19 protein-coding genes are annotated in these 15,343 nt (G+C 58.8%); 10 read left to right on the plus strand and 9 right to left on the minus strand.

Features of this window, described 5'->3' with window-relative positions:
* Positions 1–66: 66 nt before the first annotated feature.
* The 5 genes from KGA85_RS25815 to recX all read left to right on the plus strand — a co-directional run bounded on the left by KGA85_RS25815 (position 67) and on the right by recX (position 3,553).
* Positions 67–801, plus strand: coding sequence for an XRE family transcriptional regulator (locus KGA85_RS25815; RefSeq protein ID WP_150757397.1), 735 nt, complete (start codon positions 67–69; stop codon positions 799–801).
* A gap of 173 nt (positions 802–974) precedes the next feature.
* The gene (locus KGA85_RS25820) at positions 975–1,316 is read left to right on the plus strand and encodes a phage holin family protein (protein ID WP_223458874.1); all 342 of its coding nucleotides are present in this window, start codon (positions 975–977) and stop codon (positions 1,314–1,316) included.
* A 118-nt stretch (positions 1,317–1,434) separates the two neighbouring features.
* Entirely contained in the window at positions 1,435–1,935 is a 501-nt protein-coding gene (locus KGA85_RS25825) for a CinA family protein (protein WP_223458875.1), read from the plus strand.
* A gap of 83 nt (positions 1,936–2,018) precedes the next feature.
* A complete protein-coding gene (recA, locus tag KGA85_RS25830) occupies positions 2,019–3,077 on the plus strand; it encodes a recombinase RecA (protein WP_223458877.1) in 1,059 nt (352 codons plus the stop codon).
* An 8-nt stretch (positions 3,078–3,085) separates the two neighbouring features.
* Positions 3,086–3,553 (plus strand): recombination regulator RecX, encoded by a 468-nt coding sequence (gene recX / locus KGA85_RS25835; protein WP_223458880.1) that lies wholly within the window; start codon positions 3,086–3,088, stop codon positions 3,551–3,553.
* Positions 3,554–3,597: 44 nt separating this feature from the next.
* Here the strand turns inward: recX and KGA85_RS25840 are convergent, their stop codons facing one another.
* The gene (locus KGA85_RS25840; RefSeq protein ID WP_223458882.1) at positions 3,598–4,716 is read right to left on the minus strand and encodes a TIGR00730 family Rossman fold protein; all 1,119 of its coding nucleotides are present in this window, start codon (positions 4,714–4,716) and stop codon (positions 3,598–3,600) included.
* 481 nt (positions 4,717–5,197) lie between these two features.
* Between KGA85_RS25840 and KGA85_RS25845 the strand changes: the two genes are divergently transcribed.
* A complete protein-coding gene (locus KGA85_RS25845; RefSeq protein WP_057716151.1) occupies positions 5,198–5,392 on the plus strand; it encodes a hypothetical protein in 195 nt (64 codons plus the stop codon).
* On the opposite strand, the gene KGA85_RS25850 is transcribed toward KGA85_RS25845, so the two are convergent.
* Positions 5,393–5,815: a quorum-sensing-regulated virulence factor family protein gene (locus KGA85_RS25850; RefSeq protein WP_007990204.1), complete on the minus strand. Its 423-nt coding sequence runs from the start codon at positions 5,813–5,815 to the stop codon at positions 5,393–5,395.
* 188 nt (positions 5,816–6,003) lie between these two features.
* Between KGA85_RS25850 and KGA85_RS25855 the strand changes: the two genes are divergently transcribed.
* The 3 genes from KGA85_RS25855 (at position 6,004) to KGA85_RS25865 (ending at position 8,070) form a co-directional block, all read left to right on the plus strand.
* A complete protein-coding gene (locus KGA85_RS25855; protein ID WP_223442813.1) occupies positions 6,004–6,762 on the plus strand; it encodes a tRNA-uridine aminocarboxypropyltransferase in 759 nt (252 codons plus the stop codon).
* Between the two features lie 218 nt (positions 6,763–6,980).
* Entirely contained in the window at positions 6,981–7,631 is a 651-nt protein-coding gene (gene erdR, locus KGA85_RS25860; RefSeq protein WP_223458884.1) for a response regulator transcription factor ErdR, read from the plus strand.
* A gap of 76 nt (positions 7,632–7,707) precedes the next feature.
* Positions 7,708–8,070 carry a diacylglycerol kinase gene (locus tag KGA85_RS25865; protein WP_057716147.1) on the plus strand — a complete coding sequence of 121 codons (363 nt, stop codon included), beginning with the start codon at positions 7,708–7,710 and terminating at the stop codon, positions 8,068–8,070.
* On the opposite strand, the gene KGA85_RS25870 is transcribed toward KGA85_RS25865, so the two are convergent.
* A complete protein-coding gene (locus KGA85_RS25870) occupies positions 8,067–8,993 on the minus strand; it encodes a LysR family transcriptional regulator (RefSeq protein WP_046041182.1) in 927 nt (308 codons plus the stop codon). The two genes, KGA85_RS25865 and KGA85_RS25870, sit on opposite strands and share 4 nt — an antisense overlap.
* 122 nt (positions 8,994–9,115) lie before the next feature.
* On the opposite strand from KGA85_RS25870, the gene fpr reads away from it, so the two are divergent.
* Positions 9,116–9,895 carry a ferredoxin-NADP reductase gene (gene fpr / locus KGA85_RS25875; protein ID WP_008054100.1) on the plus strand — a complete coding sequence of 260 codons (780 nt, stop codon included), beginning with the start codon at positions 9,116–9,118 and terminating at the stop codon, positions 9,893–9,895.
* A 181-nt stretch (positions 9,896–10,076) separates the two neighbouring features.
* On the opposite strand, the gene tsaA is transcribed toward fpr, so the two are convergent.
* The 6 genes from tsaA to rimO form a co-directional block, all read right to left on the minus strand.
* Positions 10,077–10,775, minus strand: a complete 699-nt coding sequence (tsaA, locus tag KGA85_RS25880) for a tRNA (N6-threonylcarbamoyladenosine(37)-N6)-methyltransferase TrmO (RefSeq protein ID WP_223458886.1) — start codon at positions 10,773–10,775, stop codon at positions 10,077–10,079.
* A 165-nt stretch (positions 10,776–10,940) separates the two neighbouring features.
* Positions 10,941–11,711 carry an SDR family oxidoreductase gene (locus KGA85_RS25885; protein WP_223458887.1) on the minus strand — a complete coding sequence of 257 codons (771 nt, stop codon included), beginning with the start codon at positions 11,709–11,711 and terminating at the stop codon, positions 10,941–10,943.
* Between the two features lie 135 nt (positions 11,712–11,846).
* Entirely contained in the window at positions 11,847–12,317 is a 471-nt protein-coding gene (locus KGA85_RS25890; RefSeq protein WP_046816549.1) for a DUF1456 family protein, read from the minus strand.
* 75 nt (positions 12,318–12,392) lie between these two features.
* Complete coding sequence (locus tag KGA85_RS25895; protein ID WP_223458889.1) at positions 12,393–13,103, minus strand: rRNA pseudouridine synthase; 711 nt, start codon at positions 13,101–13,103, stop codon at positions 12,393–12,395.
* 98 nt (positions 13,104–13,201) lie between these two features.
* Positions 13,202–13,675 carry a GNAT family N-acetyltransferase gene (locus KGA85_RS25900; RefSeq protein ID WP_102702689.1) on the minus strand — a complete coding sequence of 158 codons (474 nt, stop codon included), beginning with the start codon at positions 13,673–13,675 and terminating at the stop codon, positions 13,202–13,204.
* A gap of 111 nt (positions 13,676–13,786) precedes the next feature.
* Positions 13,787–15,124: a 30S ribosomal protein S12 methylthiotransferase RimO gene (gene rimO / locus KGA85_RS25905; RefSeq protein ID WP_223458891.1), complete on the minus strand. Its 1,338-nt coding sequence runs from the start codon at positions 15,122–15,124 to the stop codon at positions 13,787–13,789.
* Positions 15,125–15,343: the final 219 nt, after the last annotated feature.

Raw genomic sequence — 15,343 nt, forward strand, 5'->3', positions numbered from 1 at the left:
CTGGATATGCATGGGTTATGCAAATCGGCATTGTCTTCTTCGAGAAGAGCAAGCACTATGCGCGTTATGCAAAAACGCAACGTATCTACCGTATTAAGAGCATTGCTCGATCAGCACGGGATCTCCCCCACGGAGCTTCACCGTCGAACCGGCGTGCCTCAATCCACGCTCTCGCGCATTCTCAGCGGGAAAATCGTCGATCCTTCGGATAGGCACATTTCGAAAATTGCCGACTATTTTTCCGTGAGCACCGACCAGTTGCGTGGCCGCGCGGACGTCGCGTCTGCTGCAAATGCCGGGCGCGCTCCAGTGCATTCGGAACTCAAGGATATAAGTCTGTGGGACGACGATACCCCTGTCGATGACGACGAGGTGTCGGTTCCCTTTCTTCGCGAGGTTGAATTGGCCGCGGGATCAGGAAGATTCGTCATCGAAGAAAGCGAGCGCTCTAGCCTGCGCTTCGGCAAACGAAGCCTGCGCCATAACGGCGTGCAGTTCGACCAGGCCAAATGCGTGACAGTGCGGGGCAACAGCATGTTGCCGGTACTGCGCGACGGCGCTACGGTCGGGGTCAATGCCGGCAAGTGCGGTATTGGCGATATCGTTGACGGCGACCTTTATGCAATCAATCACAACGGCCAATTGCGGGTGAAGCAGCTGTATCGCCTGCCGACCGGGATTCGCCTGCGCAGCTTTAACCGAGACGAGCATCCGGACGAAGATTACACCTTTCAGGAAATCCAGGAGGAGCCGATTGTTATCCTCGGTCATGTCTTCTGGTGGGGCATGTACGCTCGCTAACACCCGTCCGTTCAGATAGAACCCGCTTCCCGAGCGGGTTTTTTTCGCGCGCTGAAAGCATTGGATATTCTTTGTGTATGCGTTCGTGCATTGACTGAGTATGCGTTAGTGCATAGTCTTGTTGCCTATCTATTCAAGAACGCGGTGTGACCGTTCACTCAAGGAGGCATGAAATGACCGCTGAGCAATATGCGTTGCTGGACATGCCTCTGTGGCTGGTCATCAGCCTGCCAGTACTCGGTGGCGTTACCGGTGAAATGTGGCGTGCCGATAAAGAGGGCGTTCGTGGCTGGCCCCTTGTCCGGCGCCTGAGCCTGCGGTCTGGCTCCAGCATGATCTGCGGCACCTCGGTCATCATGCTGCTGCACGCCGCCAATGTTTCCATTTGGGCTGCTTGTGCGGGTGGTTGTTTAGCGGCGATGGCCGGGACAGAAGTAGTTCTAGGGTTGTATGAGCGTTGGGTGGCCAAACGTATGGGGGGCGGTCATGCCCCGTCCGGTGACGTCGAAGATTGATTCCCCGACAGGCCTTTTCCAGAGCCTCTGGTTCTTTACATTTTGATCGGTCCCGTCGCTTGCAAGTGCGGTCTGCTCGTGTACGGTTAACCTCATCCCGCCCGATCAGGAGATGACCGTGAACGAAATCACCCAGCTCGCCGCCGAACTCGGCAGACGCCTGCAGGTTCTCAATGCCCACGTCACCACGGCGGAGTCCTGCACCGGCGGTGGCATCGCCGAGGCAATCACCCGTATCCCCGGGAGTTCGGCCTGGTTCGAGGCCGGTTATGTCACCTACTCCAACCGGCAGAAAACCCTGCAACTGGATGTCCCGGTGGAGTTGTTCACCACCGTGGGCGCGGTCAGCCGCGAGGTGGCCGAGGCCATGGTCCGGGGGGCACAGAAGAAAAATAGCGCGTATTTCTCCGTGGCGGTCAGTGGTATCGCCGGTCCGGATGGTGGAACGGCGAACAAGCCGGTTGGCACGGTGTGGCTGGCCTGGGGCGTTGGAGACCAGGTGTTCTGTGAGAGGCAGCACTTCCCGGGTAATCGCGACGACGTCCGCCGACAAACGGTGAAGGCCGCGCTAGAGGGGCTGCTGCGGTATGCCGCGGCAGAAATCTCAAATCGGGGGTAGGCGATCCGCAAACGCTGTGGAATAATACTGGCTACTTATACAGGTGTTGGCCGTCAGGCCTTATTGATTACGTGAGGACTTTAATGGACGACAACAAGAAGAAAGCCTTGGCTGCGGCCCTGGGTCAGATCGAACGTCAATTCGGCAAGGGTGCCGTAATGCGTATGGGCGATCAGGACCGTCAGGCGATCCCGGCCATCTCCACTGGCTCTCTGGGTCTGGACATCGCTCTCGGCATCGGCGGCCTGCCAAAAGGCCGTATTGTTGAAATCTACGGTCCTGAATCTTCCGGTAAAACCACGCTGACCTTGTCCGTGATCGCCCAGGCTCAAAAAGCCGGCGCGACCTGCGCATTCGTCGACGCCGAGCACGCCCTCGACCCTGAGTACGCCGGCAAGCTGGGCGTCAACGTCGACGACCTGCTGGTTTCCCAGCCGGACACCGGCGAACAGGCCCTGGAAATCACCGACATGCTGGTGCGTTCCAACGCAGTTGACGTGATCATCGTCGACTCCGTGGCCGCCCTGGTGCCAAAGGCTGAAATCGAAGGCGAAATGGGTGACATGCACGTGGGCCTGCAAGCCCGTCTGATGTCCCAGGCGCTGCGTAAAATCACCGGTAACATCAAGAACGCCAACTGCCTGGTGATCTTCATCAACCAGATCCGTATGAAAATCGGCGTGATGTTCGGTAGCCCGGAAACCACCACCGGTGGTAACGCACTGAAGTTCTACGCATCGGTTCGTCTGGACATCCGTCGTACCGGCGCGGTGAAAGAAGGTGATGAGGTCGTCGGTAGCGAAACCCGCGTCAAGGTTGTGAAGAACAAGGTAGCTTCGCCGTTCCGCCAGGCCGAGTTCCAGATTCTTTACGGCAAGGGCATCTACCTCAACGGTGAGATGATCGACCTGGGTGTTCTGCACGGTTTCGTTGAGAAGTCCGGCGCCTGGTATGCCTATAACGGCACCAAGATCGGTCAGGGTAAAGCCAACTCGGCCAAGTTCCTGGCGGATAACCCGGAAATCGCTGCAACGCTGGAGAAGCAACTGCGTGACAAACTGTTGTCCCCGGCATCGGTAGCTGACGCCAAAGCTTCTGCGGTCAAAGAGACCGAAGTCGACCTGGCTGACGCTGATATCTGATCGAAGCGATGACCGCCGTACTCGATACACTCGTCGCGGTGCGGCGAACCGCAATGGACCTGCTCGCACGACGCGAACACGGTCGTGTCGAGCTGGCGCGTAAACTGCGTCAGCGCGGCGCCCTCCCCGAAATGATCGAAACAGCACTCGACCGGTTGACGGAAGAGGGGTTGTTGTCCGAAACCCGTTATCTCGAAAGTTTCGTTTCCTACCGCGCCCGTTCCGGTTATGGCCCTTTACGCATTCGTGAAGAGTTGAGCCAGCGCGGCCTGCAGCGCACCGATATTGAACTCGCCCTGCGTGAGAGCGGTATCGACTGGCAGGAGCAACTGGCCGACACCTGGCGGCGCAAGTTCTCCGGGCAATTGCCGGCGGACGTCCGGGAGCGAGCCAAACAAGGCAGGTTCCTGGCGTATCGGGGATACTCCATGGAAATGATCAACCGCCTGTTCAGCGGTCGAGGGATGGACGATTGAACTGAAACGGCCCGCTATTTCGATAGCGGGCCGTTTTTTATGCCTCAGGAAACCTTTGACGGCTCCCGCGTGCGTTGTTGTACCTGGGGTTTTGATTGTGCCCAGTTTTCCGGCAGGTTGATGTAGTCCACAAGTTCGCGCAGACGACCATGATTGCGAGCGTTGAAGTTGAAGACCAGCCGCGCCAGATGGCTGAACTCGGCTTCGTCATGTTCCTCACCACTGTAAGCGCGCTGATGGAAATGATCGCTCAGACACAGGTCGGCGAAAGCCTCCTGCATGTGTTCGAGTGCTTGGTCGCTGAGTGTGTGATTCATGCGAATCAGGAACTGATGCTTGAGCCAGCGACTGGAGTGGAAGTTACTGTAGAACTGGTTGATGTGCTCTACCGCTTCTTCGACGTTGTAGACCAGTTTCACCAGCTTCATGTCAGTGGGCAGGATGTAGTGGTTTTCCTCCAGTTGCTGGTGAATGAAGTCCAGTGCACCTTGCCAGAATTTGCCGCCCGGCGCGTCGAGCAGCACCACGGGCACCAATGGGCTCTTGCCGGTCTGGATCAGCGTCAGCACTTCCAGCGCCTCATCCAGCGTACCGAAGCCACCCGGGCACAGCACAAGGGCGTCGGCTTCCTTGACGAAGAACAGTTTGCGGGTGAAGAAGAAATGGAACGGCAGCAGATTGGTCGTGCCGTCGACAGTGGGGTTGGCATGCTGTTCGAAGGGCAGGGTGATGTTGAAACCCAGGCTGTGTGTCAGGCCGGCGCCCTCATGCGCGGCGGCCATGATGCCGCCACCGGCGCCAGTGATCACCATCATGTCCGAGCGCGCCAGCGCAGCACCGAGCTCCCGGGCCATGCTGAAGAGCGGATGTTCCATGGGGGTACGGGCCGAGCCAAAAACAGTGACCTTGCGCCGCCCCTTGAATTGTTCGAGTACGCGGAAAGCCTGTTCCAGTTCGCGCAGGGCTTGCAGGGTGATTTTGGCATTCCAGCGGTTGTGGTCTTCCTGGGCCATGCGCAGCACGGTCAGGATCATATCGCGGTAGATCGGGGTGTTCGGGCTGTTGGGTGAAATCAGCTTGAGCTGTTCTTCGACCTTGCTGATGAGGTCATGGCCGCTTTCTTCAAAATGACGGCTCAGGAGGTCATTCGGTTGGTAAGGCATTCAACTTCTCCTTCTGCACAGAACCCTCGGCCCGACAACGTACGTCGGTGCCACGACACTTCATGTGTCGCTGTCTGCCCAGGCCCATGCCTGGGCGATCTACTTGACCCGAAAGACATCGGATCATCCAAACAGGCTCTGTTTTCCCTTGGATGAAAGAAACGTTCGCACAACACGACAAGCGACGGCCAGCCCCTTTCCAGCCCTGAAAAAGTGAACGTGGATACCCTGAAATCTAGACCTTCACAGTGAATTGCGCTGTCTTGATCATTGCGCCACAAAGTCTTTCCTGGCAACCGCTTATTGACGATTTGCAAGGTGCTTTCACCGCTCGTCTGAACGTACGTCGCATGTGCGGCACTCTGATTTACTAAGTTACAGGTGTCACACGACAACTTTGCGTCAACGGCAGGGCGCACGGTACAAGCGGATTAAGGATTTATCGCTCAAACATGAGTGAAGTGCAGGGAGGCGGGAAACCATGGCCAGAGTCGTTCTGGAGATCGATACGCAACTGTATCGATTGCTGAAGTCATCAGCCGAGACCCATCATTTGAGTCTCGAAGAGGAGTGCTGCCGACGTTTGCGCGGTGGCGAACGCCGTTCACATTACTTGCAGGCGCTGCTGGCGGAATTGCGCGCCGAAGATGAACAACGACGCGCCAATTCCCGATGATTACTTTTTCTTCTTGGCCGGTTGCAGGCAATCCGATTCCTGGAAGCTTGCGGAGCCGACCGGGCGGTTGGTCTTCACCTCGGTGAAGTCGTAACGCATGATTGCGCCCTTGGCCATCAGCTTGCGAAACCCTTCGTTTCGGCAGACAGAAGCTCCCAACTGGAAGTACACGGCTTTCGGGTCTGCACGCATCTTGTCGGCGTGGCTGCTCTGCACGCTCAGATGGTTGATCAACTGTTTGCCTTCAACGGTGTAGCCTTGATCGAGGATGTCTTCGTTGATCGCTCGTGGAGTGCCGACGCTGCTCTGGGTGGCGACGTTTTGCAGCATTTTGTTCAGTTCCGTGTCTTTCAAGGACGCAGCCTGGGCGTTGAAGGACGACGCCAGCAAAATGGCCGCGGTAGGAACGATAAGGCGCAGCATGAAACTCTCCTGGTTCAGTGATGGGGGTTGGACCCGTCACGTGACTGTGCGTTCAGTGGCGGCGAATTATAGGGGAGGCGGGCTGGACGGTACAGGCTTGCGCCGGGCGCTCTGGTAAACTGCTGGCACTTTTTACCCTGTCGAGTGTTTTTCGTGTCGATTTCCCTTCTCTGTGGGCGTTGCCCATTATGAGTCATACCCCCGCGCGCTTTGCCTTGAATGCCGTAGCCCGCTTGCGCGATCAGCGCGAGGAGGAAGGCATCAAGCCGATTCAGGCCCGCGGCTGGCGCGCGCCGCGCTGCCGTGACTGCCGGGTGATCGAGAGCCACTGCCTGTGTGCTTGGCGTCCGCAGGTCGCTACCCGCTCCGGCGTGTGCCTGATCATGACCAACAAGGAAGTGTTCAAGCCGAGCAACACCGGTTGGCTGATCGCCGACGTGGTGCCTGACAACCATGCCTTCATCTGGTCCCGTACCGAGATCGATCCGAAGTTGCTGGCACTGTTGTCCGACCCGCAATGGCAGCCTTACCTGGTGTTTCCGGGTGAGTACGTCGAGCCCGAGCGCGTGACAAACAGCGTGGACGTCGATGGCACGAAGCGCCCGTTGTTCATTCTGTTGGATGCGACCTGGACTGAAGCGCGGAAGATCTTTCGCAAGAGCCCCTATTTCGACCGATTGCCGATCCTCAGTCTGCTGCCAGAGAAACTCTCCCGCTACCGGTTGCGCCGCTCGACCCGCAGCGAACATCTGTGCACGGCGGAAGTGGCGGCGCTGTGCCTCGACCTTGCAGGCGATGTTGCCGCAGCATCGGCGCTGGATGCCTACTTTGATGTGTTCAGCCAGCATTACCTCGACGCCAAACACCAGTTGGACATGAACGTTTCGACCCCGGCGCACGCCGAGTTGATGCCCTATGTCCGGTCGGTCACCCCATTGATGGACTGATTGTCGCGCATACTGCAATAAAGTGTACTGGCCATGCTGCTTGACCACCCCGGCTTCGCTGGGCATGCTTGGCGCCGATTAGGGTGCGGCCGAAATTTGCAACGCGGTTTCTTGCGTTGAGCGTGCCTTGTCAGTGCAGCTCCGTGGCTGTGTCTTGACTTGCTTTGGCGAGGTCCGAATGCATCGGGCGTCCCATGAAAAACAGGATCATTTGAAAAATGGCCACATACGAAATCCTGATTGCCGATGACCACCCACTTTTTCGTAGTGCCTTGCATCAAGCGCTGACCCTGGGCCTTGGCCCGAATGTCCGTCTGGTGGAAGTGGCGAGCATCGCCGAACTGGAAGTGCGTCTGACGGAAAAATCCGATTGGGATCTGGTACTGCTGGACCTGAACATGCCGGGGGCCTACGGTTTTTCCGGGCTGGTCCTGCTGCGCGGCCAGTACCCGCAGATTCCAGTGGTCATGGTCTCGGCCCAGGAAGAGCCGACCATCATGGTCAAGTCTCGTGAATTCGGCGCCAGTGGCTTCATTCCCAAATCCAGCGACTTGAGTGTGATCCAGAAAGCCGTGCGTGCGGTACTCGATGGCGACGTGTTCTGGCCGCCACAAGCGTTCGAAGCGGTCAGCGTCTCGGATGAGGCCAAGGCGGCCAGCGAAGGCCTTGCCAGTCTGACGCCGCAACAATTTCGCGTGCTGACCATGGTCTGCGAAGGCTTGCTGAACAAGCAGATCGCCTACGAGCTGAGTGTTTCCGAGGCGACTATCAAGGCGCACGTGACCGCGATTTTCCGTAAACTGAATGTGCGGACCCGGACCCAGGCCGCGCTGCTCTTGCAACAACTTGAGTCAATTTCCAGCCATTAAAGGGCTGGCGGCTTCACGCTTTTTTGACTTTGATTGAACTAGCTTTCCCACTTCTTTTTTGTCAGTTGCCCACTCTATGTCACCTTTCAAAGGCCAGACCGGCCTGAAACGAATCCTCAATGCCTCCGGTTATTCGCTGGACGGCCTGCGCGCAGCCTTCACCGGTGAAGCCGCCTTTCGGCAACTGGTATTGCTCAACGTCATCCTGATTCCTTTGTCGTTCTTCCTGAATGTCAGCCGGGTCGAACAGGCGTTGTTGATCGCGGTATGCCTGTTGGCGTTGATCGTCGAGTTGCTCAACTCGGCAGTGGAAGCGGCCATCGACCGCATTTCCCTTGAGCGGCACCCGCTGTCCAAGAATGCCAAGGACATGGGCAGTGCCGCCCAGGCCGTGGCATTGAGCATGATTGCCCTGGTGTGGGCGGTGATTCTGCTCTAGGCGATCGTCGGCAGCACGATCTCGTCGCTGCGCTGGACCCCGGCGGTGAAGGCGCGGCACAGATCGAGGAACTCGCGCATCGCCGAGGTCTGATATTTCTGTTTATGCCAGATGAAATAAAACTGTCGCGCCAGATCCAGATCCGGCGTCTCGACAGGCACCAGGCTGCCGCGGCGGAATGCGTCGCGCAAAGCCAGCCTGGAAATGCAGCCAATCCCCAAACCTGATTCCACTGCGCGTTTGATCGCTTCGGTGTGTTCAAGCTCGAGGCGGATGTTTAACGAAGTGCGGTGATGGCGCATGGCTTGATCGAAGGTCAACCGCGTGCCTGAGCCCTGTTCGCGCAAGATCCAGGCTTCGTGGCTCAACTCATCCATGGTGGCCGTGCCGCGCTTGGCCAACGGATGCTGGGGGGCGCAAAACACCACCAGTTCGTCCTCGACCCAGCTTTGCACTTCGATGTCCGGGTGACTGCAGTCGCCTTCGATTAGACCCAGATCAATTTCATAGTGGGCCACTTGCTGCACGATATTGGCAGTGTTCTGCACATGTAGCTTCACCTGGCTTTCCGGGTGGCGCTGCATGAAGCTGCCGATCAACAACGTGGCCAGGTAATTGCCGATGGTCAGGGTCGCGCCCACGGCCAGCGAGCCGAAACCGGACTTGCCGTTGAGCAGGTCTTCGATTTCCTTGGCCTGGTCCAGCAGCGCCACCGCTTGCGGCAACAGTTGTTTACCGAGGGCGTTCAGGCTCAACCGTTTGCCGGCACGGTCGAACAACTGGCAGCTGCACTGGCGCTCCAGTTCGGTGATCGAGGTGCTCGCCGCCGATTGCGAGAGGTTGAGCAGGCCCGCAGCACGGGATACGCTTTCCTGCTGGGCGACGGCGACGAATACTTGAAGTTGACGGAGAGTAAATCGCATATCGATATAACCGATAACCCTTATCTTAATAATCCATTTAACAGATATTGTCTCTGCCTTTAGAATGCGATGCAATTGCGCATATCACTGGCGCAGGCAAAATCTCCAGGAGTCCCACGTACATGAGCAACATGAACCACGAGCGTGTCCTCAGTGTTCATCACTGGAACGACACTCTGTTCAGCTTCAAGTGCACCCGTGATCCGGGCCTGCGCTTCGAGAACGGTCAGTTCGTGATGATCGGCCTGCAACAGCCCAACGGCCGCCCGCTTATGCGCGCTTACTCGATTGCCAGCCCGAACTGGGAAGAGCATCTCGAGTTCTTCAGCATCAAGGTGCCTGATGGTCCGCTGACTTCGCAGTTGCAGCATCTGAAGGAAGGCGACGAGATCATCATCAGCAAGAAGCCTACCGGCACGCTGGTACTGGATGACTTGAAGCCTGGCAAACATTTGTACCTGCTCAGCACCGGTACCGGTCTGGCGCCGTTCATGAGCGTCATCCAGGACCCGGAAACCTACGAGCGTTTCGAAAAAGTGATCCTGTGCCACGGCGTGCGTTACGTCAACGAAGTCGCTTACCGCGAGTTCATCACCGAGCACCTGCCGCAGAACGAGTTCTTCGGCGACGCGCTGCGTGACAAGTTGATCTACTACCCGACCGTGACCCGTGAGCCGTTCGAGAACGAAGGTCGCCTGACCGACCTGATGCGCAGCGGCAAGCTGTTCAGCGACATCGGTCTGCCACCGATCAACCCGCAGGACGACCGCGCCATGCTGTGCGGCAGCCCGAGCATGCTCGACGAGACCAGCGAAGTGCTGAACAGCTTCGGCCTGAAGGTTTCGCCGCGGATGCGCGAACCGGGTGATTACCTGATCGAGCGTGCATTCGTCGAGAAGTGACCGCAGGTCACGTGTAGGAGCGAGCTTGCTCGCGATGGTCGTCAACGATAACGCGTGTTTACCGGTTAAACGCGGTGTATTCGAGTTCATCGCTGGCAAGCCAGCTCCTACAGTTGCTGCGTAGCACAAAGAAAGCCCGCGTGACCTGAGAAGGTGACGCGGGCTTTCTTGTTTCCGGGGTTCAGGTTTTCGCGGGAATGACTTCCAGCACGCGGATCAGCTCCGGTGTCGGATAGTGCCAACGCACATCGACATCCCAGAATTGCGCGCCGTACTCCCGCTCGGGTGCAGGCGTTTGATAGGCCGGGCGCGGATCTTGCGCCAGGCATTGCTCGATCAACTCGACCAAAGGCTCTGCAAGGCGCTGGGCATGCTCGTGAGCCTGTTGCAGCGCTATGTCCACCCACTGCACGGGGATCAGCTGCGGCGCGGCGCTGGCGATGCTGTTGACGGCGGTATCGATGATGTCGGCGTAGGGCACGTATGGTTTGATATCGAGAATCGGCGTGCCATCCAGCAGATCGATGCCCGAGATCCACAACCGGCCGGCTTCGACCTTGTCCAGTTTCACCACAGACTGCCCGATGCCATTGGGGCGGTGGGTGGCGCGGGTGGCGAACACACCCATGGATTTGTTGCCGCCGAGACGAGGAGGGCGGACCTTCAGGCGAGGCTTTTCCTCCAGGGCCTGGTGGAACAGGAACAGCAGCCACACGTGGCTGACCTGCTCCAGGCCCTGCACCGCATCCCCTTGATCGAACGGTGCCACCAGTTCCAGCACCCCACGGGCGGCCGGGGCCAGTTGCGGTTGGCGCGGAATGGCGAACTTCTCCTTGAAGCAGGAGCGCACGAAGCCGATGGGGGAAACGCTGTAGGTCATGGTTTGGGGTCGAGGCGGGAAGAGGGTGGGCATGATAACCCGACCAGCCCAAGTCAGGTGGTGACTGCCCCGGCCTCTTCGCGGGCAAGCCCGCTCCCACAGATTTTGTGGTCTACCACAATTCCTGTGGGAGCGTGGCTTGCCCGCGATGGCCGCACCGCCGATCTAGAGACTGAATCCGCCATCCAAAGGAATAATATTTCCGGTCATATAGGCTCCGGCAGTGCTCGCCAGACTGATCGCCAGCGCCGCCATCTCTTCCTCGCGCCCCCAACGCTTCATCGGGATCAACGCCGTATCCTGCGCCAGCGCCTGTTCATCATTGCCAATGTGCTGGGTCATCTTGCTCGGAAAGCGCCCCGGGGCGATCACGTTGACGTTGATGTGCTGGCTCACCAGTTCGCGCGCCAGAATTCTCGACAGTTGGTGCAACGCAGCCTTGCTCGGCCCGTAGGCATACGCCTGCTCGCCGAAGGAGGAAATCCCGGCCACCGATCCGATGTTGATGATCCGCGCCGGATTCTGCGCCGAGCCGGCCTTGCGTAGCAGGGGCAGGAACTGCTGAATACAGTTGAACACCGACGTCACATTGAGCTGCATGACTTTTTCCCAACCCTTGATCGGGTAGCTCTCCAGCGGTGCGCCCCAGGTGGTGCCGGCATTGTTTACCAGGATGTCCAGATGAGTGATCTGCTCGCCCAGGCGCGTGGCCAGTTGCAGGACGCCCTCTTCGGTGGCGAGGTTCGCCGCGATGGCGCGGCAGCGGCCAAGTGCACCGAGTTCGTCAGCGGTTTGCTGGCAGGCTTCGACGTCTCGGGCGCAGACGTACACGGTGGCGCCGGCCTCGACGTAGGCCTTGGCGATCATCTTGCCGATACCACGGGTGCCGCCGGTCACCAGGGCGGTGCGGCCTTGCAGGGAAAAGTAGGGATGCATGGCGAATCCTGAGAACTGAGGTCTTTACACCCTAGTCGTCAGCCGCCAGAAGCGGAGCCACTATTTTTGCGCGGAATGAGGGGCTATATGGCCCGGCCTTGAGCTGCATGCATGCAGCTCAAGGCCGGCGGGCCTTTATTGCGGGCGAACGCGCAGGGTCAGGCCCTTGAGGAAATTGCGCAGCAGCTGGTCGCCGCACGGGCGATAGTTGGTGTGGCCGAACTTGCGGAACAGTGCGCTCAACTCAGGCTTGGACACCGGGAACTCGGCGGCCTTGAGGATCGCGTGCATGTCGTCTTCTTTCAGCTCGAACGCCACCCGCAGCTTTTTCAGGATGATGTTGTTGGTCACCGGCACTTCGATCGGCTGCGGCGGACGGCTTTCGTCCTTGCCGCGCTTGAAGATCACCAGGCCGTCGAGGAAGTGCGCCATGACTTCGTCCGGGCAGCGTACGAAACCTTCCTCGTCTTCCTCTTTCTTGTCGAGGTAGGTCAGCAGGTCCGGCAGGGTCACGTCCATGCCGCCGAGCTTGATGATCTCGATGACTTTCTTGTCGCTGATGTCGAGCATGTAGCGCACGCTGCGCAGTACGTCGTTATGAATCATGTGTGCAGTCCTGATATTCAGCTGTGAGCGTCGCGGCCAGGCGCGGCGCCGAAATGTGTGGCGGCGAGAAAAGCCTTAGAACTTCTCTTTGCCGGACAGGTAGCGCCATTGCCCCAGCGGCACTTTGCCGATGGACACGCCGCCGATGCGGATGCGACGGATGGCGACGACCTTGAGGCCGACCGCCTGGCAGAGCAGGGCGATGATGCCCGGTTGCGGGTTCTTCATGGCAAAGCGCAGGCGGTTCTCGTTCTGCCAGCTGGCCTTGACCGCCGGTAGCTCCTTGCCCTTGTAGGTCAGGCCGTGGTTCAGGCGGTTCAGGCCGTGAGCCACCATCTCGCCTTCAACCTCGACCACATACTCCTGCTCGATCTTGCTGGAGTCGGCGGTGAGTTTGCGCAGGATTTTCCAGTCCTGGGTGAACACCAGCAGACCGCTGGCGTTGGCCTGCAGGTCGGTGCTGGCAGTCAGGCGCAGGAAGTGCCCGCGCAAAGGGCGCTTGCCGTAACGGTGCTCTTCGCTCAGCGTCTCGGCGCCAAGGGTGGCCATGGCGGTGTCTGCGTCCATGCCGGCTGGCACGTTCAGCAGCAGGGTCACCGGTTCCGGTGCAGTGGCCTTGGCTTCGGGATCAAGCTCGACTTTCTGGGTGTCGACCTTGAATTGCGGCTCGTCGATGACCACACCGTCGACGGTGACCCAGCCGCCCTCGATGAACAGCTCAGCCTCCCGACGGGAACAGCCGACGAGTTCGATGAGGCGTTTGGAGAGACGAATCGGGTCAGTCATGTCAGGGCCGTAACAAAAAGGGGGTGGGCATTGTACCTGCCTGGCGCCGGTTAATCCCGGTTCCATTTCAGTACATGGTTTTTTGGTTTTATGGTGTATCAGCCATTGCGCGTGAGTTTTTCAGCCTGACGCATACGCATGTGCAACAACGGATACGGCTGGCCCATGCCATCGACCTCCGAGCGACCAATGACCTCGAAGCCCTGCTTGAAGTAAAAGCCGAGGGCTTGCGGGTTCTGTTCGTTGACGTCCAGTTCATCGGCGTTCAGGTGTTCCAGGGCATAGCGCAACAGTTTCTTGCCCAGGCCCTGGCCGCGATGGTCCGGGTCGATGAAGAGCATTTCGATCTTGCCGGCCGCGACGCCGGCGAACCCGGTGATGCGCTGGCTCGAATCCTTGGTGCAGATCAGCATCACCGAGTCGAGGTAGCGGGTCAGCACCAGGTTTTTCAGCAGTTCGATATAGCTGTCTGGCAGAAAGTCGTGGGTGGCGCGTACCGAGGCCTCCCAGACCCGGGTCAATTCTTCGTAGTCGCCGAGTTTCGGCGTGTGGATGACCGAATGCTGACGCATGCCTGTCTGCCCCTAATGCGTGAGTGATGTGAATCCTTTCAACCTCAAACGATAGCCGTAAAAAAGCCCCGCATCTCGTCAAGAGAGCGGGGCTTTGCGTATTTTTTGCGTTTAGATCTGTTCAGCCCACAGGTCGTATTCGTCGGCGTCGGTCACTTTGCACCAGACCTTGTCGCCCGGCTTGAGGTTGCTGCCGTTGTCGATGAATACGTTGCCGTCGATTTCCGGGGCATCGAAGAAGCAGCGGCCCACTGCGCCTTGCTCGTCGACTTCATCGACCAGCACTTCGATCTCACGGCCGATGCGCATTTGCAGGCGCGCCGAGCTGATGGCTTGCTGGTGCGCCATGAAACGCTCCCAGCGGTCCTGCTTGACGTCGTCCGGGACGACTTCCAGGTCCAGGTCATTGGCCGGTGCGCCTTCTACCGGCGAGTACTGGAAGCAGCCGACGCGGTCGAGTTGGGCTTCGGTCAGCCAGTTCAGCAGGTACTGGAAGTCTTCTTCGGTTTCGCCCGGGAAGCCGACGATGAAGGTCGAACGGATGATCAGGTCCGGGCAGATTTCGCGCCAGTTCTTGATCCGCGCCAGGGTCTTGTCTTCAAAGGCCGGGCGTTTCATCGACTTCAGCACTTTCGGGCTGGCGTGCTGGAACGGGATGTCCAGGTACGGCAGGATCTTGCCAGCGGCCATCAACGGGATCAGCTCGTCAACGTGCGGGTACGGGTAAACGTAGTGCAGGCGAACCCAGACGCCGAGGGTGCTCAGGGCTTCGCAGAGTTCGGTCATGCGGGTTTTCACCGGCGCGCCGTTCCAGAAACCGGTGCGGTATTTCACGTCGACGCCGTAGGCGCTGGTGTCCTGGGAGATCACCAGCAGCTCCTTGACGCCGGACTTGACCAGGCGCTGTGCCTCGTCGAGCACGTCGCCCACCGGACGGCTGACCAGTTTGCCGCGCATCGACGGGATGATGCAGAAGCTGCAGCTGTGGTTGCAGCCTTCGGAAATCTTCAGGTACGCATAGTGGCGCGGGGTCAGCTTGATCCCTTGTGGCGGCACCAGGTCAATCAACGGGTTGTGATCCTGGCGCGGCGGCACGATTTCGTGCACGGCATTGACCACTTGCTCGTACTGCTGCGGACCGGTCACGGCCAGCACGCTCGGGTGTACGTTGCGAATGTTGCCTTCTTCGACGCCCATGCAGCCGGTCACGATGACCTTGCCGTTTTCCTTGATGGCTTCGCCGATCACTTCCAGGGACTCGGCCTTGGCCGAATCGATGAAGCCGCAAGTGTTGACTACCACGACGTCGGCGTCCTGGTAGGTGGACACCACGTCATAGCCTTCCATGCGCAGCTGGGTAAGGATGCGCTCGGAGTCGACCAGTGCTTTGGGGCAACCCAGGGATACGAAGCCAACCTTTGGATTGGCCGGCGCAGGAGTGGTGGACATGTCTAACCTCGGTATTTTGTGACGCCGCTTGCCGGGCAGGGCAAAACCGACGGACGGGCGCTTGAACTGCGCCTCTGATCAAAAAGTGCGCAATTCTAGCGATGAGTCGTTCACTTGACCAGCTTTATGCAGGGAAATACGACGAGTGCTGCGCTATGCTTCGCGCCGTTGGGCTTTACCAATTTTTTACAGTCAACAAAACGTCTGTAACGTGAAGTA

This window comes from Pseudomonas sp. GL-B-12 (assembly GCF_019955895.1).
Lineage (GTDB): Bacteria > Pseudomonadota > Gammaproteobacteria > Pseudomonadales > Pseudomonadaceae > Aquipseudomonas.

Bases quoted from the DNA above. Each gene is read 5' to 3' on its own strand.
- KGA85_RS25815 (WP_150757397.1), top strand. From the start codon at position 67: ATGCAAAAACGCAACGTATCTACCGTATTAAGAGCATTGCTCGATCAG.
- KGA85_RS25820 (WP_223458874.1), top strand. From the start codon at position 975: ATGACCGCTGAGCAATATGCGTTGCTGGACATGCCTCTGTGGCTGGTC.
- recA (WP_223458877.1), top strand. From the start codon at position 2,019: ATGGACGACAACAAGAAGAAAGCCTTGGCTGCGGCCCTGGGTCAGATC.
- recX (WP_223458880.1), top strand. From the start codon at position 3,086: ATGACCGCCGTACTCGATACACTCGTCGCGGTGCGGCGAACCGCAATG.
- KGA85_RS25840 (WP_223458882.1), bottom strand. From the start codon at position 4,716: ATGCCTTACCAACCGAATGACCTCCTGAGCCGTCATTTTGAAGAAAGC.
- KGA85_RS25845 (WP_057716151.1), top strand. From the start codon at position 5,198: ATGGCCAGAGTCGTTCTGGAGATCGATACGCAACTGTATCGATTGCTG.
- KGA85_RS25850 (WP_007990204.1), bottom strand. From the start codon at position 5,815: ATGCTGCGCCTTATCGTTCCTACCGCGGCCATTTTGCTGGCGTCGTCC.
- KGA85_RS25855 (WP_223442813.1), top strand. From the start codon at position 6,004: ATGAGTCATACCCCCGCGCGCTTTGCCTTGAATGCCGTAGCCCGCTTG.
- erdR (WP_223458884.1), top strand. From the start codon at position 6,981: ATGGCCACATACGAAATCCTGATTGCCGATGACCACCCACTTTTTCGT.
- KGA85_RS25865 (WP_057716147.1), top strand. From the start codon at position 7,708: ATGTCACCTTTCAAAGGCCAGACCGGCCTGAAACGAATCCTCAATGCC.
- KGA85_RS25870 (WP_046041182.1), bottom strand. From the start codon at position 8,993: ATGCGATTTACTCTCCGTCAACTTCAAGTATTCGTCGCCGTCGCCCAG.
- fpr (WP_008054100.1), top strand. From the start codon at position 9,116: ATGAGCAACATGAACCACGAGCGTGTCCTCAGTGTTCATCACTGGAAC.
- tsaA (WP_223458886.1), bottom strand. From the start codon at position 10,775: ATGACCTACAGCGTTTCCCCCATCGGCTTCGTGCGCTCCTGCTTCAAG.
- KGA85_RS25885 (WP_223458887.1), bottom strand. From the start codon at position 11,711: ATGCATCCCTACTTTTCCCTGCAAGGCCGCACCGCCCTGGTGACCGGC.
- KGA85_RS25890 (WP_046816549.1), bottom strand. From the start codon at position 12,317: ATGATTCATAACGACGTACTGCGCAGCGTGCGCTACATGCTCGACATC.
- KGA85_RS25895 (WP_223458889.1), bottom strand. From the start codon at position 13,103: ATGACTGACCCGATTCGTCTCTCCAAACGCCTCATCGAACTCGTCGGC.
- KGA85_RS25900 (WP_102702689.1), bottom strand. From the start codon at position 13,675: ATGCGTCAGCATTCGGTCATCCACACGCCGAAACTCGGCGACTACGAA.
- rimO (WP_223458891.1), bottom strand. From the start codon at position 15,124: ATGTCCACCACTCCTGCGCCGGCCAATCCAAAGGTTGGCTTCGTATCC.